This window comes from Pseudoxanthobacter sp. M-2 (assembly GCF_046156265.1).
GTDB lineage: Bacteria > Pseudomonadota > Alphaproteobacteria > Rhizobiales > Segnochrobactraceae > CAMDHY01.
The window spans coordinates 37,267-63,529 of record NZ_JAWDIR010000007.1; the positions used below are offsets into that span (position 1 = coordinate 37,267).

A 26,263-nucleotide genomic window follows, 5' to 3' on the forward strand; every position below is an offset into this window, starting at 1 on the left:
CCTGCCGGCGGCTCAAGCCGCCGCCATCGCCGCCCGCTGCCGCTTCACGTCCGGCGGGGTCGCCTCGTCGACGAGGGCCGCCAGAACCTCCGCCAGCGTTGCCGACTGCTGGTCGCGGGAGCCGAGGCGGCGGATCGACACGGTGCCCTCCTCCGCCTCGCGCTTGCCGACGACGAGCATCACCGGGACCTTGGCGAGCGAGTGTTCGCGGACCTTGTAGTTGATCTTCTCGTTGCGCACGTCCGCCTCGGCGCGGAGACCCGCGTCGAGCAGGGTCTCGACCAGCTTCTCGGCATAGTCGTCGGCGTCCGAGGTGATCGTCGCCACCACCACCTGCAGCGGCGCGAGCCACAGCGGCAGATGGCCGGCGTGGTTCTCGATGAGAATGCCGAGAAAGCGCTCCATCGAGCCGCAGATGGCCCGGTGGATCATCACCGGCGGCTTCTTCGAGCCGTCGGCATCGACATAGAAGGCGCCGAAGCGCTCCGGCAGGTTGAAGTCGACCTGGGTGGTGCCGCACTGCCAGTCGCGGCCGATGGCGTCGCGCAGCACGTACTCGAACTTCGGCCCGTAGAAGGCGCCCTCGCCCGGGTTGATCGAGGTCTTCACCCGGCCGCCCGAGCGGCGCTCGATCTCGGCGAGCACGTCCTGCATCACCGCCTCGGCGTGGTCCCACATGGCGTCCGTGCCGACGCGCTTCTCCGGCCGTGTCGACAGCTTCACGACGATCTCGCCGAAGCCGAAGTCCTCATAGGTCGAGAGGATCAGGTCGTTGATCTTCAGGCACTCCTCCGCCATCTGCGCCTCGGTGCAGAAGACGTGGGCGTCGTCCTGGGTGAAGCCGCGCACGCGGAGCAGCCCGTGCAGGGCGCCGGACGGCTCGTAGCGGTGGACGGAGCCGAACTCGGCGAGCCTGAGCGGCAGGTCGCGGTAGGACTTCAGCCCGTGCTTGAAGATCTGCACGTGGCCCGGGCAGTTCATCGGCTTCAGCGCGAACACCCGGTCGTCGTCGGCCTCCTCGCCGGCGGTGCGGATGGCGAACATGTTCTCGCGGTACCAGCCCCAGTGGCCGGAGGTCTCCCACAGGGACTTGTCGAGCACCTGCGGGCCGTTGACCTCCTGGTAGCCGAGCCGCTTCAGGCGGCGGCGCATGTAGGCGATCAGCTCCTGGAAGATCGTCCAGCCCTTGGCGTGCCAGAAGACGACGCCCGGCCCTTCCTCCTGGAAGTGGAAGAGATCCATCTCGCGCCCGAGGCGGCGATGGTCGCGCTTCTCCGCCTCCTCGAGCATGTGGACGTACTGCTCGAGCTCGGCCTGGTTCGCCCAGGCGGTGCCGTAGATGCGCGAGAGCATGGGATTCTTGGCGTCGCCGCGCCAGTAGGCGCCGGCCACCTTCATCAGCTTGAAGGCGTTGCCGACCTGGCCGGTGGAGGCCATGTGCGGGCCGCGGCAGAGGTCGAACCAGTCGCCCTGGCGGTAGATCTTCAGGTCCTCGCCGGCGGGAATGGCGTCGACGAGCTCGACCTTGAAGGCCTCGCCCTTCTCGGCGAAGACGCGCTTGGCCTCCTCGCGGCTCCACAGCTCCTTGGTGAACGGGGCGTCGCGCGCGATGATCTCGCGCATCTTCGCCTCGATCTTCGGCAGGTCGTCGAGAGTGAACGGCTCGTTGCGGTGGAAGTCGTAGTAGAAGCCGTTCTCGATCACCGGGCCGATCGTCACCTGGGTGCCGGGAAACAGCTCCTGCACGGCCTCCGCCAGCACGTGGGCGGCGTCGTGGCGGATCAGCGTCAGCGCGCGCGGGTCGTCGCGGGTGAGGATCTCGACGCGGCCGGACCGACCCACAGGGTCCGAAAGATCGCGCACCTCGCCGTCGAGGGCATAGGCGACCGCCTTCTTGGCGAGCGACTTCGAAATGGAGGCGGCGACGTCGCGGCCGCTGACGGAGGCATCGTACGGGCGCGCGGCGCCGTCCGGAAAGACGAGCTCGATCATGTCAGTCCTCGTTTGCTCACTCGCTGCCTACGAGCGCAGGTAAGCTTCGGGCGGCGTTCTCGCGCGATCGCGCCGTTCCGTCAACGCCGGCGGCATGGGGAAGCTGGCGCCGCGCTTGCCGCCTTCCCCGGGTGCCAAGCTTGCCTCCCCCTTCCGTCCGTGCGACGAGGCGGGTGGGGCGGGTCCAAGCGGAGCGGTCGCATTCCGGTTCGAACACACCTCCGGCGGACGGGCGGCATCCGCCCTGAGCCGCGCCTTGGACAGGGCTTCGGCGCTGCCGGCGGCCGGACGCGCCGGCTCGCGGCCACCAGCCTCGTGCTGATCATGACCCTCGGCGTCGCCACCGCTATCGCCGCCGCCGACACGCCGGTGCCGTCGCCGCGGCCGCAGGGGTCCGCCGGTACCGCCGGAGCAGCCGGGACATCGGCCGCCCCGGAGGCGGCACCGCCACCCGTCTCCGCCGCCACCGAAACCAAACCGTCGCCAGACCCGGCCGCCGCCGTTGCGTCACCGTTTCCGGCCCCGAAGGCGCTCGGCGACACGCCGGTTCTGCCGGCCGGCCTGACGCCGGCAGCGGTTGCTGCGGCCGCCAAGCGCCGCCCGGCATCGACGGCAACGGTCGCCGTGCCGGAACCGGCGCCAGCCGAGGCACGGCCAGCCGCCGTAACGGCCACCGAGCCGGCCCCGCCTTCACCGTCGCCGGCGGCGACGACCGCGTCGCCGGCGGCCTCACCGCCCGCTTCTCCGTCAGTGGCGACGGCGCTGCCCCGCCGTCGTCCTGTCACGCAGACAGCGAGCATCGAGACGCCCGTTGCACCGCCCGCGTCGGCCCCTGCGGCGTCACCGGCCCCGGTGCCGACCGCGCCGACGGATACGCCGTCCGCCGATCCGGCGGAAACCGCCGTCGAGACACCGGCGGTCGTGGCGGGCTCCGCCCCCGTGCTGCCACGGCCGGCGCCGGCTCGCGGCACCGCCGTCGCCGGTGCGCCCGCCGACCCGTCGCCCGCCGGCGCGGCACCCACCGAGACCGCGACCGCGGAGCCCGTGATTCCGGCGACGTCCGCCCCGGCGGAACCGGCCCCGGTCGACCCGCCAACGACGCTCGCCTACGCTCCCGCGCCGACGGAGGCGCGGCCGTCGCCGCGCTGGACCGCCCGCGACGGCAAGCTGCCGCCGACGGCCCGCGCGCCGGCCACGGCGTCACCGACACCGCCCGCCGCCGTGACGCCGGCGCCGACGGCACCCGGCGCGCCGCCGATCGAGACGGCGAAACCCGGAGAGGCGGACGCACCCGCCACGGCCCTCAAGACCATCGCGAGGCCGACCAGCGCCGACTGCGCCGCGCTGATGGCGCAGGGTCCCGCCGTCGTCGAGGCGGCGCCGGACCTGCCGCAATCGGGCGCCTGCGGGATCGAGCGGCCGGTACGCCTGAAGGCGCTGAAGATGCCCGACGGACGGCTGGTGGCGCTGTCGCCGGCGGCGGAGCTGCGTTGCGACATGGCGGCGGCCGCCACCGCCTGGCTGCGCGACGACCTCGTGCCGGCGCTGGAGCGGGGCGGCTCGGCGGTGGTGGCGGTGAAGGTCGCCGATGACTATTCCTGCCGGCCGCGCAACCGGGTGAAGGGTGCCCGCATGAGCGAGCACGGCCGCGGCAACGCCATCGACATCGGCGGCTTCAAGCTCGCCGACGGGCGGGTGCTGGAGGTCGCCGGCAACGGCCTGCCGAAACCGTTCCGCGTCACCATGCGCGCCACCGCCTGCGCCCGCTTCAAGACGATCCTCGGCCCCGGCTCCGACGGCTACCACGAGAACCACATCCACGTGGACCTCGCCCAGCGGCGCTCGACGCGCAGCTACTGCCGCTGGCGCATTCCCGGCACCGACGCCAGCTGACCCCGTCGCGCCGGCCGCAGCTTCAATTCAGCGTGCGCGCCTCGTCGGGGGAATCGAGCGAGAAGGCCGGGATGGCGACGTCGAACTCCGTGCCGCTCTCCCCCTCCATCCGGTAGCTGCCGACCATGATGCCCGACGGCGTCGGCAGCGGGCAGCCGGAGGTGTAGGTGAAGGCCTGGCCGGGCTTCAGCACCGGCTGCTCGCCGACGACGCCGGCGCCGCGCACCTCCTGGGTGCGGCCGGTGGCATCGGTGATGCGCCAGTGGCGCGTCCTGAGGCGCACCTCCTCGCCACCGAGATTGCGGATCTCGATCTGATAGGCCCAGAACCAGCGTCCGTCGTCGGGCTGCGATTCCTCGGCGACGAAGCGAGGCTCGACGGTGACCTGAACCCCGTTGGTGACGGCGCGGTACATGGCGGCCTCCGCTCCGCTGTGACTGGACGCGGGAGCTAGCGCGGCGCCGCGGCGCCGTCAACGCCGCCGCGCCGCCGGGTGACGGGAATGGTTCAGCCGACGGCGCGGACGCGGGCGCCGCGACCGAGCGCGGCGAGCGCCGCGTCGAGGTCCTCGAGCAGGTCGTCGACGTCTTCCAGACCCACCGACAGCCGCAGCATGCCGTCGGTGATGCCGAGCTCGGCGCGCGCCTCCGGCGACAGCCGCTGGTGCGTCGTCGTCGCCGGATGGGTGACGAGGCTCTTGGCGTCGCCGAGATTGTTGGAGATCTTCACGAGGCGCAGCGCGTCGGCGACCGCGAAGGCCTCCGCCTTGCCGCCGGGAAGCTCGAAGGTGACGAGCGTCGAGCCGCCCTTCATCTGCCGCTTCACCACCTCGGCCTGCGGATGATCGGCCCGGCCCGGATAGATCACCCGCGACACGCCCGGCTGCTCGGCGAGGAAGTCGGCGATGCGGGCGGCACTCGTCGTCTGGCGCTCGACGCGCAGCGGCAGGGTCTCGAGCGCCTTCAGCAACACCCAGGCGTTGAACGGCGACAGGCTCGGCCCGGTCTGGCGCAGGAAGTTGTGGAGGTGCTCGGCGATCCACGCCTTCGAGGACAGCACGACGCCGCCGAGACAGCGGCCCTGGCCGTCGATGTGCTTGGTCGCCGAATAGACGACGACGTCGGCGCCGAGTTCCAGCGGCTTCTGCTGCAGGGGCGTCGCGAAGACGTTGTCGACCACCACCGTCGCGCCGACGGCGTGCGCCACCTCGGCGACCATCGCGATGTCGACGACCTCGAGCGTCGGGTTGGTCGGCGTCTCCAGGAACACCGCGCGGGTGTTCGGCCGCACGGCGGCGCGCCACTGGTCGGCGCTGGCGCCGTCGATCAGCGTCGAGGCGACGCCGTAGCGCGGCAGCAGGTCCTCGACGACGTAGCGACAGGAGCCGAACATCGCCTTCGGCGCCACCACGTGGTCGCCGGCGCGCACCTGGCAGAGCAGCGCGGCGGTGACGGCGGCCATGCCGCTCGCGGTCGCCCGAGCGTCCTCGGCGCCCTCGAGCAGTGCCATGCGGCTCTCGAACATCGCCACGGTGGGGTTCGAGAAGCGCGAATAGATGAAGCCTGGATCCTCGCCCTTGAAGCGCGCTTCCGCCGCGGCCGACGTCTCGTAGACGAAGCCCTGGGTGAGGAAGAGCGCCTCCGACGTCTCGCCGAACGGCGTGCGCAGGCCGCCGCCGTGCACGAGCTCGGTTGCGGGGCGGTAGCGTCGCGGCGCGCCGCGGTCGCTCGGGGTCGACATCGAGGAACCTCCGACATGCGGCGCCCTCACCGGGCGCCGGGCACAAAAAAACCCGGCCGACGCGCTCGCCGTGACCGGGTGTGCCCTGTCGGGGATCGGGACCCTCGTGGGTGCCCGGGGTCCGCCTGGCGGGAGCCCGACCTTTTAGCGAGTTGTTTAACGTGGCTGCAAGCCGGCCGGCCAAATCACCACGACACCCGCATTCCTTAGCCGCGCCCCGCGACGGCGTCAACGCGGCCGGCGTCGCGGGGCACGGCAACGCAAGCTTCGCGCCATCGTCCGCCCGCGGCTTGGCGGCGCTGCCGTGATGGGTTAGCTCACAGGACGGGCGCGCGCAGGGTGGCGCCGGGGAGCGGGCGATGACGAGCGGGATCCTTCCCGACCACGAGCTGGAGCGGCTCGCCGCGGCCGGGGCGATCATCGCCGCGCGGCCGTTCGCCGAGGGCCAGGTGCAGCCCGCGAGCCTCGATCTGCGTCTCGGGCCCGTCGCCCACCGCATCCGCGCGAGCTTCCTGCCCGGCCCCGACGCGCGCGTCGAGGACAAGCTCGGCGCTCTGACGCTGCACACCATCTCGCTCGCCGACGGCGCGGTGCTGGAAACGGGGTGCGTCTACCTCGTGCCGCTGCAGGAGAGCCTCGAGCTGCCGGAGGCGATCGCCGCCGCCGCCAACCCGAAGAGCTCGACCGGACGCCTCGACGTCTTCACCCGCGTCATCGCCGATTACGGCCGCGCCTTCGACACCATCCCCGCCGGCTACCGCGGACCGCTCTATCTGGAGGTGAGCCCGCGCACCTTCCCGGTGCTGGTGCGCACCGGCTCGCGGCTGTCGCAGCTGCGGCTCCGGCAGGGCGAGGCCCTCCTCGACGATGCAGCCCTCGCCGCCCTCCACGCCGCCGAGACGATCGCCGCACCCGGCGCGCCGGTGATCGACGGGGGCCTGGTGCTGTCGGTCGACCTCACCCCCGCCGCGCCGGGGGCGCCGGTCGGCTACCGGGCGAAGCGCCACACCGGCGTCGTCGACGTCGACCGTGTCGGCGGCTGTGCCGTCGGCGCCTTCTGGGAGCCGATCGCCGCCGATCCGGCCTCCGGCCTCGTGCTCGACCCCGACGAGTTCTACATCCTCGTCTCGCGCGAGGCCGTCCACGTGCCGCCCTCGACGGCGGCCGAGATGGTGCCGATCGACCCGCTCGTCGGCGAGTTCCGCGTCCACTATGCGGGCTTCTTCGACCCCGGCTTCGGCCACGCCGCGGCCGGCGGCCACGGCTCGCGGGCGGTGCTCGAAGTGCGCAGCCGCGAGGTACCGTTCATCCTCGAGCACGGCCAGAGCGTCGGACGGCTCGTCTACGAGCGCATGGCGGCGCCCCCGTCCCGCCTCTACGGCACGGACATCGGCTCGAACTACCAGGCCCAGGGGCTGAAGCTGTCGAAGCATTTCCGCACCGCGTGAGGCCGCGGCGCGGAGAAGGCATCGGAGCCGTCGCGGACCGCCTCAAGCCGCCGCGGCGACGACGTCCTCGAGGTCGGCCGCCCGCGCGACGAGCCGAGCGCGCAGCGCCGCCGGCAACTGGCGGGCGGACTTCACCCGCGGCAGCACCATCTCGGCGATGACCGGCATGGCCGCGCCGTAGAGGGCATCGTATTCCGCGGCGTTGTCGAAGCGCCGCCGCGTCACGGTGTCGAGGAAGGTCTCGGCCGGCACGCCTTCGGCGAGGATGAGGTCATGGGCCTCCGTCTCGACGTGGAAGACGGTGTAGCGCTCGCCGAGCTCGGCCGCGCTCAGGCGGCGCGCCGCCGTGCCGACGAGGGCGCCGGCCTGCACGAGGAGCCCCTCGAGACAGAGTGCATGGTCCGCCGTCAGCCGCAGCGGCCGTGCCGGCAGGCCGGGGCCGAGTGAGCCGGCGGAGATCTGAACCGGGGCCTGCTCGGCACCGGGTCCGAACGCCGTGACGACCGTCCGCCGCCCGACCCAGCGCACCGGCACCGCGCGGCCGTCGGCCGTCAGGACGAGGTCGCCGATGGCGAGAGACTCGACTGAGCGAGTACCCGCCGGGGTAGCAATCAGCGTGCCCGCGAGGAAGCAGGGCGTGAATGCATCGGTGCTGGCGGTGAACGGCGTCGAGCTGGTCGGCAAGATCTGGTTGGATAGAAAGTAGATCGTACCCTCGTCCTGCGTGATGCCGATCCACCCGTCCAGGTACGAGCCGATATAGGTCAGTCCATCCGGCGGCAGGCCCTGCCCTGTCAAGACATCCCCAAGCTCGAATGCACCACTCGAATCGCCATCATCTGCGACAGTGGTGATGATAAACGCATTGTCGATGGTGTACTGGTTCTCCGAAACCTGACCCAGAACATACGCATACCCGGCGGTAAAGGTCGCCATCTGACTTCCCTTCAGAAGCGAAGCTACGCGCCCCCGCACACGCGATGATACACATGTGCAAAGAGTGGTTGTACCCACTGATCGGGAAAAAATCGGCGCAGAGCGCTGCCCCGCCGCGTGAGGCCGCGGCAGGGGCGGATGCCGGAGGGCGTCCCGGTCACGAGAGGCCGCGTGAAGTCCTCGCCTCGCCGACGGGCCGGTCGCGCCCAAAGCTGCGCGACGGCCTTGATGACGGCGACCGGTTCCGCGTACAACTGCCACCGGAAGGGCCGCGGCGCGCCGCGGCGTCACCCTTTCTCGGGCCTTGGTCCGACGCGGGCGTAGTTCAGTGGTAGAACGTCAGCTTCCCAAGCTGAATGTCGTCGGTTCGATCCCGATCGCCCGCTCCAATATCCGAAGCGAACTCAGGGACTTGACGCCCTACCGCTGATCTACGCGTTCCCCATGTTCCCTACCGCGTTCCCCATTTCTGTTTACGCCCCGTTCCGGGTGGCCCGGTGCGCCAAGCGCAGCTCGGCGACCTTGCGGGATTTGCCGGAGGCACCGCGCACGTACCTGGCCGTGGTCGACGCCAAGGTGTGGCCCGCGGCCGATCGGATGTGGTCGAGGTCCGCGCCCGCATCGTCCGCTTCGGAAATGGCGCCGGCGCGTGCGTCCATGTTGCGAACGTGGTCGGGAATGCCGGCCGCTTGCGCGATCGTGCGCCAGTCCCTGCCGTAGGCGAACTCGGCGTAGGGTCGGCCCGCCGTCTCGTCGATGATCATCGGTCCCACGCGCTGATCGGGCGGCACCTTCTCCAGAAGGGCGAGCACGAGCGGCGCCAGGCGCAAGTCGTGCGTCACGTCCGCCCCCGTTTTCGTCGTGACTTTGTAGAGGACGAGGTCCGGCGAGAGGTCCGCCCACGTAAGGCCGTTAACCCACCGCCGGCGATTGAGGACGATGCCTGTTGCGGCCGCACCGTCCGGGATCGGCTCCCATTCGCCGATCACGTCGCGCTGTCGGAGCGCCGTCTCGAACTGCAGCGCAGTGCCAAGGGCGAGCGACAGCCTGCCAGCGGCCAACGCCGCCTCGATGAAGGCGCGCACGTGGTCGAGGCTGAGCGTCACGCGCCGGCGCGCCGGTTGCTTGAAACGGGCCTCGTCGAGGATCGCGGCGAGGCGCGCACACTCCGGCAGCTCCGCAGTCACCCCATAGCCGACGATGCGCCGCGTCATGGAGATGATGCCGTGCGCCTTTCTCACGCGCTCCGGCTCGCCGGGGTTTTTCGGCTTCTTGGCCTCGTCATACCAGCGGCGAAAGTCGGCGATCCGCAGCGCCGCCAGCGCACGCTTGCCGAACGCCCGCTCGATGATCTTGAGCGTATGGTCGACAGTGCGGCGAGTGTTCCACTTGAGGTTCCGATAGGGGCTCGCCTCGTCGACTTGGTAGAGCCGCACCAGCCCTGCGACCGTCCCGTCAAAGGCGAGCGGGTCGGGCCGGAAGCCCTTCGACCACGCCAGCATTTCGGCCTGAAGGCGCCTGCAGGCACCCGCCAGCAGTAGCCGCTCGGCCGGATCGTCAATGTTGTAGTGCAGCCGCACCAAAGTCGGCGTGTAGCCCTGCTTTCGAATGTCGTCGCGGCACACCCAATAGTGTGCTGCCCCCGATTTGGTTCGCCGGACCTTATGGCCGGGTGTGTCAAGATCATGCCAAGGCATCAAGGTTCTCCAATCCGTCCAGAGTGGACACCTCGACGCTAGAGAGACCGTACCGCCGGCGCCAGTAGGCCTCGACGGCGGGCCAGAAGCGCCCGCCCATCACAGGGTCGATGCGGGGCAGCCCGGCGCGCTCCAAAAGCGCAGCCTTGGCAGCCCACTCCGTAGGCGTCTGCGACAGGCGCCGAGCGATTTCCGCCTCGGACGGGAACAAGCCCTGCTTCCGTACCGCCTCGCCCGTCTGTCGCTTCGCCGTCGGCATTGCCACCTCGCACGCAAAGGTCCCGGCCTCGCCAGCCTTGGCCCCGAAGGCCGAGTACCCCTGCGCCGTGGGGAGGCTGGCTTGGTCACGGATGGGCCGGGCCACCCGTAGCGAAGGGGCGCAGGGGGTACGGTTACTCCGGCGTGGCGCCGGGGTTCTTGTAGGCGCCGCGGAAGTCGACGGGGGCGCACCCGCAATGCCAGGTGACGCGGTAGGACACACCGAGCCGATCGAACTCGTTGCGCGTCTCCAGCCTCGGCGCCTCGTGCCCGACGAGGGTCACGAACTTCAGGACCGGGGCCACCTCGGGGCTGGCGAAGAGGAACCAGGCGAGCGGATCGGCGAGGCGGGGCTCGACAGCGAGCTGGATCCGGCCAGCAAACGGATTGACCGCCTGAGACGTGGCGGCAGCGATCGGCGCCAGGATCTGTTCCGCCTCGGTCTCCAGCTCCGAAGGGACCATTAGGAAGGCGGGGCCGATCCCGAGCGGCACCGTCGAGCCGATTGCTTTCTGCTGCCGCATCGCGAGCCGCCCGGCACCGATGGCTTCGATTCCGAGCGCGGCGGCGGTGCCGAGATTGCTGCGGCTGGCGTGGAAGATGGGCAGCCCGTCAGAGAGATTGCCCATGAGTGCGGCCACCGCCAGGCGCGTCTTCAGCTCGGCTGCCGACCGTCCCGGTGCCAGCGACACGGCGCGTTCGAGTGCGCCGAGGTTGTCGTTGACGAGCACCTGCATGGAAATGTTGATCGCCCGCGCGAAGCTTGCGGCGCGAACGGCCTCCTTGCCCTCGTGCAAGGTGCCGTACTTCACTTCGCCGTCCTCGCCGACAGCCTCCAGCGTCGGATAGTCGGAAAAGTCCACTTCCGCCTGCTCGCGGAAGTCGTTGGCGCTGCTTTCGGCGAGCACCAGGCTAACGCCGCTGTCGGCCGCCACCATCGCGGCCCGCAGCCGCGTATTGAGGGCGTTCTCCAGCGCCAGCGGGAAGTCGGACACGGTGTGCGACCGCCCCTGCAGCCCGCCGAAGGTGGCATTCGCCACGTCGAGGTCCGTCATGCCGCGCGCGCGAATGCCGGCCTCTTCCATCGCCTGCCGCATCATGCCGACGAGCGAGAGACCGCGAAACTCGCGGCCGCGCGGGGTGAGTTGTGCGCCGGGCACCCCAAGCCGGTGCATCAGGGCGTTCTCGAGGGCGGCGCTGCGGCCAGCCGGGTCGTCGCCGGAGGCGCCGACGGCGATGTGGGGGAAACTCGACATTCTGTCGGACTCCGTTGCGAGGAAATCGAGGACGGCAGAGCGGAACGTCGGCTCGTCTGAGCCGGCCGCCACGTGACGTGTGAGGAAGTCGCTCGGGAGCCCTGAGCGGACGCTCGCCGCGATGGCGGAGAGTGTGAGCACCCTTTGCCGCTCGGCCTCGGCGGGGGGCAGTGCCGACGCGGCGATGACGACGGGGAACTCCCGATCGGCGGTGTCGAGGGTGCGGCGGCCTGAAATGACGTGGGCGTCCGGGTCGGCGCCCATTGTCACGAACGACAACTCGTAAGGCGTCCAGCGGACGACGAGCCAACGCTCCGGCTGGCCCTCACCGGCCGGTTCGATCTGCACGCGATCGACGCTGTAGCCCACGGACACGTTGGCGCGCTGGCCGTCGAGAACGAGGGCGACGAACTCGTCGATCTGCGGCGAGATGCCGGAGCTCGGGAAGCGCACCTCGGCATAGGCCTTGCCACCCTCGATCCACGCGCGAGAGACAACGCCGAGCTGTCCATGAGCCGACCAGGCGCCGTGACTGTCGAGGACGGGTGCGCGCCCTGAGGCAAAGCGGGTGAGGTCGAGCGCCTCCTCACTGACGACGAGCACCTCCTCATAGGCCCCGTGCTCGCGTCCGTATCGGTTGCTCGCCGCTCGCGCGACGGCCGCGCCCGTCGAGAAGCAGACGGTCACCGTGCGTGCGGCTGCGTCGCGGGTCTCGACGGTGGCCAGGCGCGCCTGCAGCGGCAGGGTCGCCCGGCGCTCGTGCAGATTGGGCTGGATGGTCACGCCTTAACCCTCCGCCTCGTCGATGCCCGCGGCACGCCACAGGGCCTCGACCATCGCCACGTGCGGCGCCAGCGCAATCACGATGGTCGTAGGCCGCCGCACGTCGTTGGCGATCTCGTGCAGCTCGCCGGCCCGCTTGAGGCTGCCCGTGAAGGCGACGCTGTTGGCGTCGCCGGTGGGGTCGATGTCGGCGAAGTCGCCGGCGCCCGCGTACCGGGCGGAGTAGACCTTCAGCATCACGAACAGGTCGCCGTAGCCCTCGAAACCGCCGCGCAGCATGTGAATGGCATCCCGCGCCCGCGAGGTGCTGAGGCCGATGGCGCGTGCCTCGGCGAAGACGAGGATGCGCAAGGCATCCATCTTGGTGAGGTGGCGGGTCTGCCCGTTCTTCACCTGCATATCGAAGAACAGGTCACCGTCGCTCACCCAGGTATCGACGCGGCCGCGCTCCAAGCCGGTGAGCCGGCAGAGGGTGGAAACAATCATATTTGGCATGGTCACCTCCAGAATCTTTCTAGAGGATGCCTCACATCGCGGCGCTGGTCAACGACCTTCAGGAATTTTCCAGCGGTCTGTCGCCAAGAGGCTTCAGCTGGAATGCCGGGCGCTCCAGACGGGCCGCCCGTCGGGGCACTCAACGGACCACCTCCACGGCAGGCGCTGGCGACCGTGGGGCGAAGCGGTACGAGGCGCCGTGTATGTCGATGAACAGCCGCTCACCGGGCGCGAGCGGCGGCAAGCGATGGGCCGGGGGGATCGGGAAGCGCCGGCCGCGGGAGTCGGTGAAGATTCGTCCCTTGGCAGAACAGAGCCCCGCCTCGTGCTCCGGGTCGATTTCCACAAGGGGCGGAGGCTCGGAAGGTCGCGTAGCCGTCAACCGGCGACGGCGATAGGGACCGCCGCTTGGGTCCTTTTCCCTGTCGCTGTTGCAGCCGACTTGGCCGTCAATTGTCCAACCGAGGGACGGCTCGCTGTCGGCGCCACAGTGCAAGCCGTCATCGTGCGGCTCTTCCTGAATGTCTCCACCGTGCTCGTCTTCGTCCTCCCGGTCGTCGTCGCCGCCCCGCGACCACCCCACCTGCGAGCCGAGCGGCTCAGCGTGAGCGAAGGTCGCCCCATCAGGGAAAAGATAGTCCGCGCCACGCAGCTCGGTCTCAGGGGCTGCAAGGGAGGGCTCGCTGCAGCCGTCGTCCTCGTCGTCCGCATCGTCCGCCTCGGCGTCGATGGCGAAGTAGTGAGGGCATGGGCTGTCGAGCGACGGCTCATAGTCGCTGTCGCCCTCGATCCAATCGAGCAGCTCGATTCCGGCCTCGACGATTGCCTCCAGCCTGGCGACGAGGTCAGCCGGTGCGAGCGTGAAGAAGGTGGCGGCATGGGCACGGCTTTCCCGTGCCCCCTCCATGCGCGACATGCGGCGGCTCCTGTGATACGCTTCTTTCCGGCAAGATTGCCGACACGAAGATATGCATAAATCCAGCAAGGTTGCAACATGACCCTGTCGCCGCTTGAATGCCGCTCCGCCAGGGCCCTCTTGGGCTTGTCGAGAAGCGAACTCGCTCATCAGTCCAAGGTCGCGGAGCGTACGATCTCGGATTTCGAATCCGGCAGGCGATCGCCGATTAACTCCACCCTTGAAGCGCTCAGACGAACATTAGAGGCCCACGGGGTCGAGTTGTTCGGAGCGGAGGAGCCAGGCGTCAAAATGAAGCTAGTGCGGAATCGCGGGGAGAGACTCTCGTCAGCGATCATCTGGATTGGACGGCAGTGGGCGGTTACGGACCGCGGGATAGAGGCGCGCGATGGTACATACTTTATTCAACGATCCCGCGTTTGGGAGGAGAATGAGGGTTACGGCTGGCTAGACCATATGCGTGAGAAGGAATGGGTCGATATTAGCGACTTTAAGGAAGCACTGATGGCAGCTCGACGGATCTACGCAAATAAGTAACGGCCGGGGCAAGCCGAGCGAAGGAGGATGCAGTGCCGTACTTTAAATTCACCCCCTCCCGTTATGCTGAGTCAACTGCGAGCGGAACATTACGGTTCGGCCGACTTCGATATTATCAGATGCTTGAAATTGTCTTTGGAGACGACAGAATCGGCGACAAAAATGAGGGCAGATCTATCGAGTTCATCGACCATCTACTCGTCTCTCCGGGCGAAGATGGCAACCAAGACCGCGAGCTCTTGCGGTCTGCATACATAGAGGTTGACGCAGCGACCTCTTTAGAAGTCTCGAATATAGAGATAATTCGAGAGATTGACTGTTTTGTATTTTGCTTTTCTTACGGAGACGCAGAAGAACTGCACTCATCTTTTCGCAAGCTAGATATTGATCCTGCAGGTTATGGTACGTGTATTGAGATTACAAACTTGGAAGAATGCGTCAAATTACTCTGGAGCGATGGCATTATTCGCGATAAGGGCGCGGTCAAGGACGTTTTATCCGAGCTAATCTGCGACCCAGTTTCGTATAGAAGCAACAGAAGCCCCTTGACACGAGGGCGCTCCACTTCGGGCAACCCCTTCATCAAACTTGAGAAATACTCATATCAGAAAGAATGGAGAATAGTAGCAAAACTAAAGGAAAAACTGGATCAGGACGCGATCTTTATAGATTGCCCTGGAATTGCAGATTATCTAAGAATTGTCAGCACAACAGATGCTGAAGGCGATTCTACAGATGCACGCATTGAAACTGAGGAGAACCTTATTTCAATAATTTTGAATGTGCTAGAACAGTTAGACGACATTAACAGGAAGCACTCCGCTCAAACAATTGCAGAGTTGCACAAGCCTACATTGGATGCATCAGATATTCAAAGAATTAGCGAACTTGGGCGGCTTCCGGACGAATCTATGAATATTTACAAGTCGATCTTACGCCGATATTGGCTGTTGCGTGAAATGAATGCATCCTATCGATCGGCAGATATGGATTTTTTTCTTGAGGACGAAAGACCAAACGGAGGTTCGGTTGTAGGGCTTTCCCATAGACTTAGGAGCATGCTTAGACAGCAGTGATCTCCCGCGCGCGGCACAACTGGCTCTTACACAATCCACCGCCACGCTCCCAGGCGCCGTTATGAGCGACCGAAGTCGGCTGCGGCCCTCGGGTCCTCTCCAGCCTGATACGCCCCAGCGGGGGCGCGGCAGCCCGAGGGTTCCGCAGAAATGCAGCCGGCCGGGTGGGTTACGGTGCGGTTACGGAGGTTACAAAGGGCTTGGTGGGTTACGAAGCGGCTGCTGGGCGCACGTAACGATCGCGACCATTGCGCCGGGGCGAACAGCGGCCGCAGCATCAGTGTCGGCGCCCGAGCCATCCGCAACCCGTCGCTCGCCTCCGCAACCATCGCAACCCATCCGCAACCCAGCTCAGCGGCTGCATTTCTGAGGAGCCCTCGGGCAGCTGAGCACCCGCGAGGGGGATGGCCGCCAGGAGGACCCGGAAGGGGTAGGCGCGGCACCCGAACGGAATCCGTCCGCTTGCCGCTCGCGCCGCGCGCCGCTGCCGCTTGCTGTTAAGGCTCGACTTTAGCCCGTCTGAAGGCTCTCCGAACGCGGTCAGACTACCGAACCCTCGGGCGCCGTGCTGCCCGTGCGCTAGATCCTCCGGGTAGGACCCACCGGGGTAGGGCTCCCCTTAGTCGCCAGGCGGGACACAACCGTCCCCGCGCAAGGCGCGCCGCACCCGAAGCGACGAAATTCGTCGATTGGCCCGCTCCGCCGCCCGCGAGCTACGGCGCTGTGAGGGGCGCGCCCGCGGCCGGCTCCGCTACCGCGGTGCCCCCACCCATTCGGGTCCTTCTGTAGATGGCTGCCCCAACGGGAGCTCAGCCGCCTCAGGCTTCGGCAGTAGAACCGTGCGCAAGTGGTTCACGGATTCACCCATTCACGCGTGAGCCTTCACGCGAATGGGCGGCCGCACGCGTCCACGCGTGCCATCGTGCGTTCCGTGTACCGCTTGTAAGCCGACCTACTGCCCAGGCCCGAGGCGGCTGAGCTCCCGTCGGGGGCACTGGCGCCGGGAGGACCCGCATGGGGTGGGCTGCGTCACTGCCAGCTTGGAGATGGGCGCCACCCACGTCCAAACGAGGCGCGCCGGCCGCGTCCCATAGGTCCCATTCAATCGAGGCCGCCGGAGGTCAATGGGACGCGCCTGGAACCGCAGAAACGCTGGGGTAGTCCCATAAGTCCCATAAGTCCCATTGAAAAAAGTCACGGGGATGGAAGCGTCGGTCTCGCGCGAGCGCACGCGCGCGCACGAGGGGATTCAATGGGACTTATGGGACTTATGGGACGCCCCTTGAAATCATTGATGAATTCGGCGCCGCGGGAGAGCGTCCGATGGGACGACGTCCCATTGACTATGGGACGCGGCCGCTACTCCTCCCCGGCGTCCCAGTCGATCTCCGAGCGCATCGCCTCTGCGAACGCGGCGCGCGCCTCGGCCAGAGGCGGGAAGACATAGCCCCACACCCTGTTTGCCCCGCCCGGTGGCGCGTCGTCAATGTCCAGTCGCTTCACGCGCTTGAGCCTCGGCACTGCCTTGTTGAAGGCGTGGCCGAACTCGATCTCCGTCGCCTTCCGGCGCGCTCCGATGGCCTCGGCCTCCGTACGGTAGCTCCGCAGAAGACGGCTCGTCGGCACGAAGTCGCGCCAGACGCCCTCGCCGGGGAGCTGTGAGCCGTCGCGAAGCCGCTCTAGCCACCAAGACTCGAAGGGGCTGAGATTGTGCGTCTTCTGTTCGAAGAGCGCCCGGGCCGCCGGCACGTCGCGCAAATCCACTCCGACGAGCGAAACGTGCATCAGCTGGTGGAGGAGCCCACCCAGGGCGCCAGGCTGACGCATAGCGTGCTTCAGCGCGGCGAAATAGGAGCCGTCACGGATCCGGCCGTCTCCCACGTCGTAGACCGCCCAGCGGCGCTCTTCCTTTCCAGCCGGCACCATCCAGTCGTCGTTGGAGGTGACCATCAGCCGGACCCGATTCGCCACCTGGATCGGATCGACGCCCTTCAGCTCGACCATAGTCGTTTCGCTGGAGATGAGGCTCTTGAGCCGCGCCTCCGCCTGTTTGTCGCCAGCCCAAAAGCCCTCGTCGACTTGCATCAGCAGGCACGCCCGCAGGTGCGCATTGAAGTTGCCGACCACATAGCGGGGATCGTCCACGAGGTAGTAGTGCGCGGGGAAAAGCTGGCCGATGATCTCACCGACGATGCTCTTGCCCGTCCCCATGCGCCCCCGCAGCGCAAGGGCCGTCGCGACCCGCTCACGCGGCCGCTGAATCATGTGGCCGAAGAACGCCAGCAGCCAGTCGTACAGCTCTTGCGAGCCACCGCAGACGTTGTCCATCAGGTGGTCGAAGAACGCGCCGGGGTCGCCGGCCGGATCGGGCTCGACGGCAAAGCCGCGCCAGAGATTGAAAGTCCCGTCTTCGATCGGGTCCGGTTCGCCAGGTGCGAAGGGCTCGAAGCCGACACCCTCATACTGCCGCCGCCGCCCGTCCCGCATCCAGAGCGTCGAGACCGGAACCGCCTCGACGCCGCCGCCGGATCCTTTGCGTCGCTCGACGAACTGATTGCTCATCCACGTGCCGAAGGCCTCGACCGTGAGGAACTCCGGCGGTGCCCCGCTGCCGCGCCGTTCGTCGAGGATCATCACCCGCGAGCCCAGCTTGACGACGGCGTACCGCTCGTTCAGCCGTTCGGTCCAATCGCCGATCGCGTGCACGTCCGCGCCTGCGGCCGCCGGTTCGCCTTCTGTCGTGAAGCGGACTGCCGCCAGCACCGTGCGGCGGATCGGATTGTCGTCCTCCCCGTCGCTCATGCCGCCACCTCGAGGCGACGCGCGAGCTGCAGCAGCCTAGCGGCAATCTCGTCCTTCTCGGCGAAGATCCGCTCAGGGTCGGCGCGGAAGGGATCGGACAGGCGCCGCACACGCAATGCCAGTGCCCGAAGCTCCTGGCCGGGAGTTGTCAGCGAATCAGCGGCAGGGTAAAAGCGACCGTCAAGGTTCCGCCTTGTAGTGCCGTCGCCGCCGTTCCGGGTACCAGCCGGGACGGCGGCTTTCTTTTGTGCACTCACCTTACGCTCCTCTTGCTGAGGAACGCGGCGGGGAAGGCGAGAACGCTACTTCAACGGCTTACCAGACATTCCCAAGCTGAATGTCGTCGGTTCGATCCCGATCGCCCGCTCCAACACTCCGGTCCGAGACATCGACGACGCGACCCTTCTGCCGCAAGGCGTGAAAGCCGGCGGACCGCGGCGTTGCGCCTCCGCTCGCCTCGGCCGCATCAGCCTCGCCGTGTCCGCCAGCGCCGCAACAGCGCATAGGCGATCAGAAAGGCGTGCATCGCCAGCACGGCCATCCACCCGAGGATCGGCGGCGACCGCCCGTCGACGCCGGCCCCCAGTCCGACGGGCCAGTGGTGGATGACCGATACGGCGCCGTAGCTGTGAAGCACCAGCACCAGCGAGTCGGCGATGTCTTGCGGAAAGGAGCTTTTGTCGTATCTGAAGTAGGTGAATACGATCAGCGAGATCAGGATGTAGCCTGAGAAGATCGCGTAGTGGAAGACCCAATAGGTAACGAGCCTAACGGCCGGATCATCGTGGAACAGGGCAGACAATCCATCGGCGCTGCCGGCGGCGACGGACACCGAGACGAACAGGAAGGCCTCGGCCAGTCGCCGAAGCAGCCACGTGGTGAATCGCATCCGTCTGCCGGCCCAGCCGTCTCTGACGGGACGACACCTAGCACGGCGAGGTCCGGCCGGCGCTCACGAGGTCGGGGACCGCGCTCATGAGCCGCGAGAGCCGAGGGCGGCCGAGCGTCGCAGGCACGCGACGCCTGCCGCAGGCTGAGGCGTCGCGTGGCTACTGTCGGCTGAGGTCCGCGCAGACGGCCATGCCCTGCTCGCCCGCCGCCCAGCAGTGGTGGATGACGCCGTCGGCATAGCGGGCGACGTTCAGCCCGTCGTCGCCGGCGAAGACGATGCGGTCGCCGTCGATCGCCCCGGCGACCTGCTCGGAGGAGGCCTTGCCGTCTTCCGTGTAGGTGATCTCGCCGCGGAAGGCGCGGCCTTTCTGTTCGGTGACCACGAGCGTGTAGTCGCCTGACAGGAATCCGTGCTCGACCGAGGCGCCCTCGTAGGGACCCTTCCAGCTGCCGACGATCTGCGGCACGTCCGCGGCGACAGCCGGCGTCGCGAGCAAAGCGGCGGCGGCGAGGACGATGGCGGCGAACTTCATGGTCGTGGGCTCCCGATGACACGCGACGGTGCACGGGAGGCAGCCTGCCAGTCCCCAGGTTGCATGACAAGCGGCGCCAGCGATCCCTGCTGCGCAGGGACCGCTACCGCTCCAGCGTCTTCAGGTAGGCGATGAAGTCGGCGATCTGGGCGGCGTCCAGCTGGAACTGCGGCATCGTCGGGTGGCCCGTCATCACGCCCTCCGCCAGCGACTCCTCCAGATCCTCGACGGGGTAGCGCTCGTGCAGGGTGCGGAACGGCGGCGCGATGGCGAGCGGGCTGTCGCCGAAACGGCCGATCGCGTGGCACATGGCGCAGTTGGTCTGCGCGAACTGCTGGCCGCGCTGCACGCGCGGATCCTGCTGCGCCGCGGCCGGCGCGGCGGACAGGAGCGCCAGCGCGACAGCGAGCGCTGTGGCGGGAGATCCGAAGCGGCGACAACGGACTGCCGGCCCTGGCGGGCTCAGGTCTGCCGGCATCCGCATCGTCGGCCTTGGGTTCGTCAGCCTTGGGATCGTCGGCGGATTCGGCATGGGCTCTTCCTCGTCTGCGGCGGCACCGTCCGTGGACGGTGGCCGCGCTCCGGGAAACCATCGCCCTCCCGGCCGTGCGGCGCATTGAGGGAGATCAGCGCGGGCCGACCCGAACGCGCGCCGTGGCACCGGACGTCTCGGCGGCATCGCCGGGAGCGGAAACGCCGAGGGGCCACCTCGGCGAGGCGGCCCCTTCAAGTCCGATACGCAGGACGTGTCGTGCGGCGAGACTTCGCCGCCAAGTCGATCAGTTGAGACGATCAGTTGAGACGATCAGCGCAGGCCGAAGAAGCTCAAGATCACCAGCACGATCACCACTGCGCCTACGAGCCAAACGATGCTGTTCATGTCACCCTCCATGTTGTCGGTCGGCACGGCAACGCCCGAAGACGCTGTCAGTTCCGTTGGCGATGCGCTTTCTCGGCCGGCTTGGGTGGGTGGTGGGCGCAGGGGGAGGGTAAAGCGGGGGTCGGCGAGGCCGGTGGGGCGCGCACTCAGCAGGGGGCCACGCGCAGATCCGGCGGAGCGGACGCTTCCGTCGCGCGCCGATGGAACGGTCGCGGCTCCGCCATTGTTCTCGTCTACGTGCGGAGGTGCGAGGGGACGGGGGCGACGCGTTCGGCGGTGCTCGTCGACCTTGCCAATATCGGGAGCCACCACGTCATGAGCCAGAGAAACATCATCATTCTCGTCGTCGTCGTGATCGTCGTCGTCGTCATCGCCTATGCTGGCGGATTCTTCGGCAGCCGCACCCCGGCGCCCGTCGCGACCACGCCGCCGCCGGCGACCACGACCACCACGCCGCCGGCCACCACCACGCCGCCCGCGACGACGTCGCCGACCACGCCGTCGCCCACCACGCCGACGACGCCGGCCCAGTAAGGCCGCGACAACCGGGCGGCGACACCCGCCGCCACAAGGTCCAGGACACGCGAGGGCCGCGACCCGGGGAACCGGGCCGCGGCCCTTCGCATGTCGGGACCGGCTGATCGCGGGCAGCGGCGGGGCGGTCGGGCCGTCTCGTTCATACTTTTGAACGCAACCTGAACGGCCGTCTCAGACGCCGTTAAGGAAGCGTCAGCTATGGTTCGCCCATCGTCGGCTGAGCAGCCGCAACCCAGGAGAGCGTCCCATGTCGCGTATCGTCGCCCTCGCACTCGCCGGCAGCCTGGCCTGCGGCCTCGCCTTCGTGGCGCCTGCCGCCGTCACGCCCGCCGCCGCCGACGTCGTCGTCAAGGTGAAGCCGGGCCCCTACTACGGCCGCGGCGCCTATGTGTCGCCCTATCCCTATTATCGCCCGCCGGCGGTCGTCGTCCGGCCCGGCCCGGTCTACGTCGCCCCCGGCCCTGTCTACGTGCAGCCGACCCGCGTCAAGCGCTGCACCAACGCCACCAAGAAGGTCGTCGTGGTGAAGCCGAACGGCAACCGGGTGGTCACCTACAAGCCGGTGCAGGACTGCAAGTGGGTCTACCGTTGAGCCGAACGGCTCGCGTCACGAGGACGTGACGCACACGGCCTGAAACGGAAAGGGCCGGCCGAGAGATCCTCGGCCGGCCCTTTCTCGTTGCGCGTCCACTTCGGCCCGGGCGCCCGGGCCGTGGCGTCACTTCCAGTCGCGGATGTCGACGAAGTGGCCGGCGATCGCCGCCGCCGCCGCCATGATCGGCGAGACGAGGTGCGTGCGGCCCTTGAAGCCCTGGCGGCCCTCGAAGTTGCGGTTCGAGGTGGAGGCGCAGCGCTCCTGCGGCGCCAGCCGGTCCGGGTTCATGGCGAGGCACATCGAGCAGCCCGGCTCGCGCCACTCGAAGCCGGCGGCGAGGAAGATCTTGTCGAGCCCCTCGGCTTCCGCCTGCTCCTTCACGAGGCCGGAACCCGGCACCACCATCGCGCTGACGCCCTGGGCGACGTGCTTGCCCTCGACGATCTTCGCGGCGGCGCGCAGGTCCTCGATGCGCCCGTTGGTGCACGAGCCGATGAAGACGCGGTCGAGCTTGATGTCGGTGATTGGCGTGCCGGCCTTCAGGCCCATGTACTCCAGCGCGCGGATCTTGGCGGCGCGGCGGTTGTCGTCGGCGATCAGCGCCGGGTCGGGCACGACCCCCTCGATCGACACGACATCCTCGGGGCTCGTGCCCCAGGTGACGGTCGGCGGCAGGCTCGCCGCGTCGAGGCGGATCTCGGCGTCGAAGTGGGCACCCTCGTCGCTGACGAGCGTCTCCCAGAAGCGGCGCGCCTCCTCGAAGGCCGCCCCCTGCGGAGCCTTCGGGCGGCCGGCGATGTATTCGAAGGTCTTCTCGTCGGGCGCGATCAGGCCGGCGCGGGCACCGCCCTCGATCGACATGTTGCAGACCGTCATGCGGCCTTCCATCGACAGCGCCCGGATCGCCTCGCCGGCATATTCGATGACGTAGCCGGTGCCGCCGGCGGTGCCGATGGTGCCGATGATGGCGAGGATGATGTCCTTCGCGCCCACACCGTCCGGCAGCGTGCCGTCGACGGTGACGCGCATGTTCTTCGCCTTCTTCTGGATCAGCGTCTGCGTGGCGAGCACATGCTCGACCTCGCTGGTGCCGATGCCGTGGGCGAGCGCGCCGAAGGCGCCGTGGGTGGAGGTGTGGCTGTCGCCGCAGACGATCGTCATGCCCGGCAGGGTGAAGCCCTGCTCCGGCCCGACGATGTGGACGATGCCCTGCCGCTTGTCGAACTCGTCGTAGTACTCGACGCCGAACTCGCGGGCGTTCTCGGCGAGGGCCGCGATCTGCGCCGCGCTCTCGGGGTCCTCGTTCGGCAGCGAGCGGTCGGTCGTCGGCACGTTGTGATCGACGACGGCGAGCGTCCGCTGCGGCGCCCGCACGGTGCGGCCGGTGGTGCGCAGCCCCTCGAAGGCCTGCGGGCTCGTCACCTCGTGGACGAGGTGGCGGTCGATATAGAGGAGCGCGGTGCCATCCGGCTGCACGTCGACGACGTGGTCGTCCCAGATCTTGTCGTAGAGGGTGCGCGGCGCACTCATGGCTTCACTCCAGCGTCGGCCGGTCCCTGTCCGGCCCGGTGTCGCCCGTCGGCGGCTCTGCCCTTGCGACGGGTCGAGATTCAACCCGCGTCTTTAGCGCCATCGCCGGGTCGAGGGAAGCACCGAGCGTCGCCGCGACACACGACGGACCTGCAGGTGCCGCATGGCTGGCCTGCGGAAAGCTCCGCTTCACAGATCATATGGAAGACATAGTATCTGGTTCTCCTGACGAAAGCGCCCGGCGATCCGTCCGGGGCGCTGGCGACTCCTGCGAGCCCGCGGCACCGATGACGACCTCCGGCACCTCGACGAGCGACATCCCCCTCGGCTTCCTGCTGGCGGACGCGCAGCGCCTGCTGCGGCGCCGCTTCGAACGGGCCGCCGAGACGGAAGGCCTCGGCCTCACCGCCAGCGAGGCGCGGACGCTCGCCTACATCGCCGTCTACGAGGGCCGCCGGCAGACCGCGCTCGCCGACATCATGAACGTCGATCCGATGACGCTCGTCGGCTACCTCGACGCCCTCGAGGCCAAGGGCCTCGTCGAGCGCTGCCCCGACCCGACCGATCGCCGCGCCAAGCTCGTCCGCCCCTCCCCCACCGCGGCCGCGATGGTCGAGCGCATCCGCACGCTCGGTCGCCATATCCGCGAAAACGCGACGGAAGGCCTGGGGGATGGCGACGTCGCCGTGCTGCGGCGCGCCCTCGGCCAGATGATCCAGAACCTCTCGGACACGCCCGCCGCCTGAGGCGATGCACCGGACACCCCCGAGCCGACCCCCATGACCCTCGCCGCACAGATCGGGACCCCGATGTCCGAAGCCGCCCTCCGTCCCGCCGTCAGCGAACGCCGCATCTCGATCGTCGGGGCGGCGCTGGTGGCGCTCGGGCCGATCAGCCTGGCGCTCTACACCCCGGCGATGCAGGAGCTGTCGGTTGCCTTCGGCGCCACCCACGCCGAGGTGCAGCACACCCTGACCGCCTTCTTCGGCGGCTTCGCGGTGGCGCAGCTCGCCTGCGGCCCGCTGTCGGACGCCTTCGGCCGGCGCCCCATCGGCTTCATCTTCATGGCGATCTATGTCGCCGCCAGCCTTGTCGCGGTGTTCGCGCCAACGATCGAGGTGCTGACTGTCGCCCGCCTGTTCCAGGGCGTCGGCGCCGCCGCCGGCATCGCGCTGTCGCGGGCGATGGTGCGCGACCTGTTCACCGGCCAGGCCTCCACCCGCATCATGACGACCATCGGCATCATGCTGGCGATCGGTCCGGCGGTATCGCCGACGCTCGGCGGCCTCGTGCTCGAGGTCGCCGGCTGGCCGTGGCTGTTCGTGCTGATGCTCGCCTACGGCGTCGTGCTCGTCGCCGTGCTCATCTTCGCCATTCCCGAGACGCTGGAGAAGCCGGACATCGGGCTGATCCACCCCGGACGGCTCGCCCTCAGCTACGGCCGCCTGCTGATGGCGCGCGGCTTCATGCGGGCGAGCCTCGTCATCGGCCTGTCGGTCGGCGGGCTCTACGCGCTCGCCATCATGATGCCGTTCGTGATGATGGGGCAGCTCGGGCTGACGCCGACGCAGTACGGCCTGGTGATGATCTGCCAGACGCTCTCCTACATGCTCGGCGGCTTCGTCACGCAGCGGCTGATGCGCCGCGTTGCGGCACCGGTGCTGGTGCCGATCGGCCTCGCCATCGTCGGCGTCAGCGCCGTCGTCTTCGCGATCGGCCTGCGCCTGTTCGAGCCGTCGATCGTCAGCGTCATCCTGCCGGTGCAGTTCTGGGCCTTCGGCATCGCGCTGATCCTGCCGGCGACGCAGACGGCGGCGCTCGCCGACTATCCGCACATGGCCGGCGCCGCCTCGGCACTGATGGGCTTCCTGCAGATGGCGACCGGCTTCATCGCCGGCCTGACGGTGGCGCTGTTCGCCGACCCGATCACCGCGCTCGCCACCGTGATGCCGGCGATGGGCGTCGCAGCGGTGATCTTCCACATCCTGCTGGTCCCCCGCCGGCGCCGTGCCGTCTGACGGTCCCCGTCGCCGGCGGCCGCCCACTTTTCTCCCCACGGCTGCCCGGCGCAGGCGGCGCCCGCGGACCGGGGAGAGATGTCGGCAGGCAACGGGTCCGGGGCAAAGAGGCCGGCGCGGGAGCGGGCGGACAGACGGCGGCAGGGGAAGGGCTGCGGGTGGCGGGCGATCTCCACTTCGGGCGGCCACTTCGCTTGACAGCGCACCGGCCACCACCGTAAATCCCGCTGCCTTCGGGCCGGGGCCGTAGCTCAGATGGGAGAGCGCTGCAATCGCACTGCAGAGGTCAGGGGTTCGATTCCCCTCGGCTCCACCAGTTCCCGGCGGCAAGTCTCTGGAATTCCTTAACTTTTAACTCGTCACCGCGACAGTACCCCAGCAGGTACCCCAGCGCATGACGTGGATTGCTGCGGACAGACGTGATCGAGAGTGGACATCTCAGGTCGCGCGGTAACGACGGGCCGTTGTCCATACCCGCGACCTCGCATCAGGCTGCTCAGGGTTCCACACCGTACTCACCGACAATGACGCAATCCCTTACCGACCCGGCCGGCCGTCGCTTGACTCCCTCTCACGGCGAAAACAGGGGTTCAAGCCCCCTAGGGAGCGCTAATCATTTCAAGCACTTAGCCGCTTGGTACTCCAAATCATCTAATATTTGTTGAATAGCCTGCCTTGGTCCTAGGCGAATGTGCGTGGACGGGGCTCAATCTCACCGGCCCCCGCTGTGGTTCGTGGGCTCCCCTTGTACGCGGCTGCTAGCCCCTCGTTCCCCGCCAAAGCTTCCTGCTCCGTGAGGAGCAGCATGCGAGGGTTCGGTGACCCACTGCATCATGAACCGCTCGCTGTCTTCACAGTAACTTCTCTGCGTCGGAGACGGGAGGAAGGACCAAACCGCCGTCCAACCGTACCGTTGAGAATGCGAGTACGCGGAGGCCCCCCTTTTCGCGGGAGAGTCTTCCGCCAAAAGCAGCTGGGAGCGCGCAGCCCCCGGCAGCTTCTCAGAGTCCGTTCGATAAGTGGTCATGCTCGTGCGAGCGATCGGACGAGGATCATGACGCAGGCGGCGTACAGGCGGGCTCTGGTGGAGCCAAGGGTTGCCACCGGGTCCTTCCACAGCCTTCGGTTCCGACTGATCCATATGAAAAGCGCGCGACGACCCAGCGCCTTGGATGAACGGCGAAGCCGACCTGGTAGCGCAGGGCTTCATCCGGTCGTAGAGGATCACCATCGGCACGCCGCCAACTGCTTCGAAAGCGGAGACATGGCAGGCGCAGCACGGTCGGCAGGTCCTGGCGCATGACGAAGCGGACCCGGGTCAGGGAACCGAAGCTGAGCACCATGGAGAACCGCCAGACCACCCGTGGCATCTCGGGTTCGTCCTCGAAGACGGCGCGGAACCCGGCGAAGCCGACCTGCGCATTTTCGCCGGGCGCCGTCTTGAAGCGGA

At 68.3% G+C, this 26,263-nt stretch carries 23 protein-coding genes, 2 tRNA genes, 1 pseudogene and 1 riboswitch; of the genes and pseudogenes, 10 read left to right on the forward strand and 16 right to left on the reverse strand.

What is annotated here, in order from left to right; translation table 11 throughout:
- Positions 1-12 precede the first annotated feature (12 nt).
- The gene (gene thrS / locus RUR49_RS04275) at positions 13-1,992 is read right to left on the reverse strand and encodes a threonine--tRNA ligase (RefSeq protein ID WP_409145055.1); all 1,980 of its coding nucleotides are present in this window, start codon (positions 1,990-1,992) and stop codon (positions 13-15) included.
- An 852-nt stretch (positions 1,993-2,844) separates the two neighbouring features.
- On the opposite strand from thrS, the gene RUR49_RS04280 reads away from it, so the two are divergent.
- Entirely contained in the window at positions 2,845-3,885 is a 1,041-nt protein-coding gene (locus RUR49_RS04280; RefSeq protein ID WP_409145056.1) for an extensin family protein, read from the forward strand.
- 22 nt (positions 3,886-3,907) lie between these two features.
- Here the strand turns inward: RUR49_RS04280 and apaG are convergent, their stop codons facing one another.
- Together apaG and RUR49_RS04290 are read right to left on the reverse strand one after the other, a co-directional pair.
- On the reverse strand, positions 3,908-4,300 hold the full coding sequence (apaG, locus tag RUR49_RS04285) for a Co2+/Mg2+ efflux protein ApaG (protein ID WP_409145057.1): 393 nt from the start codon (positions 4,298-4,300) through the stop codon (positions 3,908-3,910).
- Between the two features lie 92 nt (positions 4,301-4,392).
- Complete coding sequence (locus RUR49_RS04290) at positions 4,393-5,625, reverse strand: O-succinylhomoserine sulfhydrylase (RefSeq protein WP_409145058.1); 1,233 nt, start codon at positions 5,623-5,625, stop codon at positions 4,393-4,395.
- A 124-nt stretch (positions 5,626-5,749) separates the two neighbouring features.
- Positions 5,750-5,827, reverse strand: a riboswitch (SAM riboswitch).
- 157 nt (positions 5,828-5,984) lie between these two features.
- On the opposite strand from RUR49_RS04290, the gene RUR49_RS04295 reads away from it, so the two are divergent.
- The gene (locus RUR49_RS04295; RefSeq protein WP_409145059.1) at positions 5,985-7,073 is read left to right on the forward strand and encodes a 2'-deoxycytidine 5'-triphosphate deaminase; all 1,089 of its coding nucleotides are present in this window, start codon (positions 5,985-5,987) and stop codon (positions 7,071-7,073) included.
- Between the two features lie 42 nt (positions 7,074-7,115).
- On the opposite strand, the gene RUR49_RS04300 is transcribed toward RUR49_RS04295, so the two are convergent.
- Positions 7,116-8,009 (reverse strand): Hint domain-containing protein, encoded by an 894-nt coding sequence (locus tag RUR49_RS04300; RefSeq protein ID WP_409145060.1) that lies wholly within the window; start codon positions 8,007-8,009, stop codon positions 7,116-7,118.
- Positions 8,010-8,323: 314 nt separating this feature from the next.
- On the opposite strand from RUR49_RS04300, the gene RUR49_RS04305 reads away from it, so the two are divergent.
- Positions 8,324-8,398 (forward strand) — tRNA-Gly (locus RUR49_RS04305).
- 84 nt (positions 8,399-8,482) lie between these two features.
- On the opposite strand, the gene RUR49_RS04310 is transcribed toward RUR49_RS04305, so the two are convergent.
- The 5 genes from RUR49_RS04310 to RUR49_RS04330 all read right to left on the reverse strand — a co-directional run bounded on the left by RUR49_RS04310 (position 8,483) and on the right by RUR49_RS04330 (position 13,414).
- Positions 8,483-9,706 carry an integrase gene (locus tag RUR49_RS04310; RefSeq protein ID WP_409145061.1) on the reverse strand — a complete coding sequence of 408 codons (1,224 nt, stop codon included), beginning with the start codon at positions 9,704-9,706 and terminating at the stop codon, positions 8,483-8,485.
- Positions 9,693-9,965, reverse strand: a complete 273-nt coding sequence (locus RUR49_RS04315) for a hypothetical protein (RefSeq protein ID WP_409145062.1) — start codon at positions 9,963-9,965, stop codon at positions 9,693-9,695. Before RUR49_RS04315 ends, RUR49_RS04310 begins: the two co-directional genes overlap by 14 nt.
- Before the next feature lie 133 nt (positions 9,966-10,098).
- A complete protein-coding gene (locus tag RUR49_RS04320) occupies positions 10,099-12,003 on the reverse strand; it encodes a prohead protease/major capsid protein fusion protein (RefSeq protein ID WP_409145063.1) in 1,905 nt (634 codons plus the stop codon).
- Between the two features lie 3 nt (positions 12,004-12,006).
- A complete protein-coding gene (locus tag RUR49_RS04325; protein ID WP_409145064.1) occupies positions 12,007-12,498 on the reverse strand; it encodes a hypothetical protein in 492 nt (163 codons plus the stop codon).
- A gap of 139 nt (positions 12,499-12,637) precedes the next feature.
- A complete protein-coding gene (locus RUR49_RS04330; protein ID WP_409145065.1) occupies positions 12,638-13,414 on the reverse strand; it encodes a hypothetical protein in 777 nt (258 codons plus the stop codon).
- Between the two features lie 78 nt (positions 13,415-13,492).
- Here RUR49_RS04330 and RUR49_RS04335 point away from each other — a divergent pair, with 78 nt between their 5' ends.
- The gene (locus tag RUR49_RS04335) at positions 13,493-13,951 is read left to right on the forward strand and encodes a multiprotein-bridging factor 1 family protein (RefSeq protein WP_409145066.1); all 459 of its coding nucleotides are present in this window, start codon (positions 13,493-13,495) and stop codon (positions 13,949-13,951) included.
- A 119-nt stretch (positions 13,952-14,070) separates the two neighbouring features.
- Positions 14,071-15,027, forward strand: coding sequence for a hypothetical protein (locus tag RUR49_RS04340; protein WP_409145067.1), 957 nt, complete (start codon positions 14,071-14,073; stop codon positions 15,025-15,027).
- Positions 15,028-16,386: 1,359 nt separating this feature from the next.
- On the opposite strand, the gene RUR49_RS04345 is transcribed toward RUR49_RS04340, so the two are convergent.
- From RUR49_RS04345 to RUR49_RS04365, 5 genes are all read right to left on the reverse strand, one after another.
- Positions 16,387-17,829 carry a primase-helicase family protein gene (locus RUR49_RS04345; RefSeq protein ID WP_409145068.1) on the reverse strand — a complete coding sequence of 481 codons (1,443 nt, stop codon included), beginning with the start codon at positions 17,827-17,829 and terminating at the stop codon, positions 16,387-16,389.
- Positions 17,826-18,086: a hypothetical protein gene (locus RUR49_RS04350; protein WP_409145069.1), complete on the reverse strand. Its 261-nt coding sequence runs from the start codon at positions 18,084-18,086 to the stop codon at positions 17,826-17,828. Before RUR49_RS04350 ends, RUR49_RS04345 begins: the two co-directional genes overlap by 4 nt.
- A gap of 209 nt (positions 18,087-18,295) precedes the next feature.
- Positions 18,296-18,718: a hypothetical protein gene (locus RUR49_RS04355; RefSeq protein ID WP_409145070.1), complete on the reverse strand. Its 423-nt coding sequence runs from the start codon at positions 18,716-18,718 to the stop codon at positions 18,296-18,298.
- A gap of 160 nt (positions 18,719-18,878) precedes the next feature.
- Positions 18,879-19,253, reverse strand: a complete 375-nt coding sequence (locus tag RUR49_RS04360; protein ID WP_409145071.1) for a hypothetical protein — start codon at positions 19,251-19,253, stop codon at positions 18,879-18,881.
- A 103-nt stretch (positions 19,254-19,356) separates the two neighbouring features.
- Positions 19,357-19,731, reverse strand: coding sequence for a c-type cytochrome (locus tag RUR49_RS04365; RefSeq protein ID WP_409145072.1), 375 nt, complete (start codon positions 19,729-19,731; stop codon positions 19,357-19,359).
- Between the two features lie 717 nt (positions 19,732-20,448).
- Here RUR49_RS04365 and RUR49_RS04370 point away from each other — a divergent pair.
- Positions 20,449-20,667, forward strand: a complete 219-nt coding sequence (locus RUR49_RS04370; RefSeq protein WP_409145073.1) for a hypothetical protein — start codon at positions 20,449-20,451, stop codon at positions 20,665-20,667.
- Between the two features lie 250 nt (positions 20,668-20,917).
- Positions 20,918-21,262, forward strand: coding sequence for a hypothetical protein (locus RUR49_RS04375; RefSeq protein ID WP_409145074.1), 345 nt, complete (start codon positions 20,918-20,920; stop codon positions 21,260-21,262).
- 126 nt (positions 21,263-21,388) lie between these two features.
- On the opposite strand, the gene leuC is transcribed toward RUR49_RS04375, so the two are convergent.
- Positions 21,389-22,795: a 3-isopropylmalate dehydratase large subunit gene (gene leuC, locus RUR49_RS04380; protein ID WP_409145075.1), complete on the reverse strand. Its 1,407-nt coding sequence runs from the start codon at positions 22,793-22,795 to the stop codon at positions 21,389-21,391.
- A 287-nt stretch (positions 22,796-23,082) separates the two neighbouring features.
- Here leuC and RUR49_RS04385 point away from each other — a divergent pair, with 287 nt between their 5' ends.
- The 3 genes from RUR49_RS04385 to RUR49_RS04395 all read left to right on the forward strand — a co-directional run bounded on the left by RUR49_RS04385 (position 23,083) and on the right by RUR49_RS04395 (position 25,129).
- Entirely contained in the window at positions 23,083-23,541 is a 459-nt protein-coding gene (locus RUR49_RS04385; RefSeq protein ID WP_409145076.1) for a MarR family winged helix-turn-helix transcriptional regulator, read from the forward strand.
- A gap of 33 nt (positions 23,542-23,574) precedes the next feature.
- Entirely contained in the window at positions 23,575-24,813 is a 1,239-nt protein-coding gene (locus tag RUR49_RS04390; protein WP_409145077.1) for a multidrug effflux MFS transporter, read from the forward strand.
- A 240-nt stretch (positions 24,814-25,053) separates the two neighbouring features.
- Positions 25,054-25,129: transfer RNA gene (locus tag RUR49_RS04395), tRNA-Ala, on the forward strand.
- A 707-nt stretch (positions 25,130-25,836) separates the two neighbouring features.
- Here RUR49_RS04395 and RUR49_RS04400 read toward each other — a convergent pair.
- A pseudogene (locus tag RUR49_RS04400) lies at positions 25,837-26,006 on the reverse strand (IS5/IS1182 family transposase); the annotation flags it as partial.
- Between the last annotated feature and the right edge of the window lie 257 nt (positions 26,007-26,263).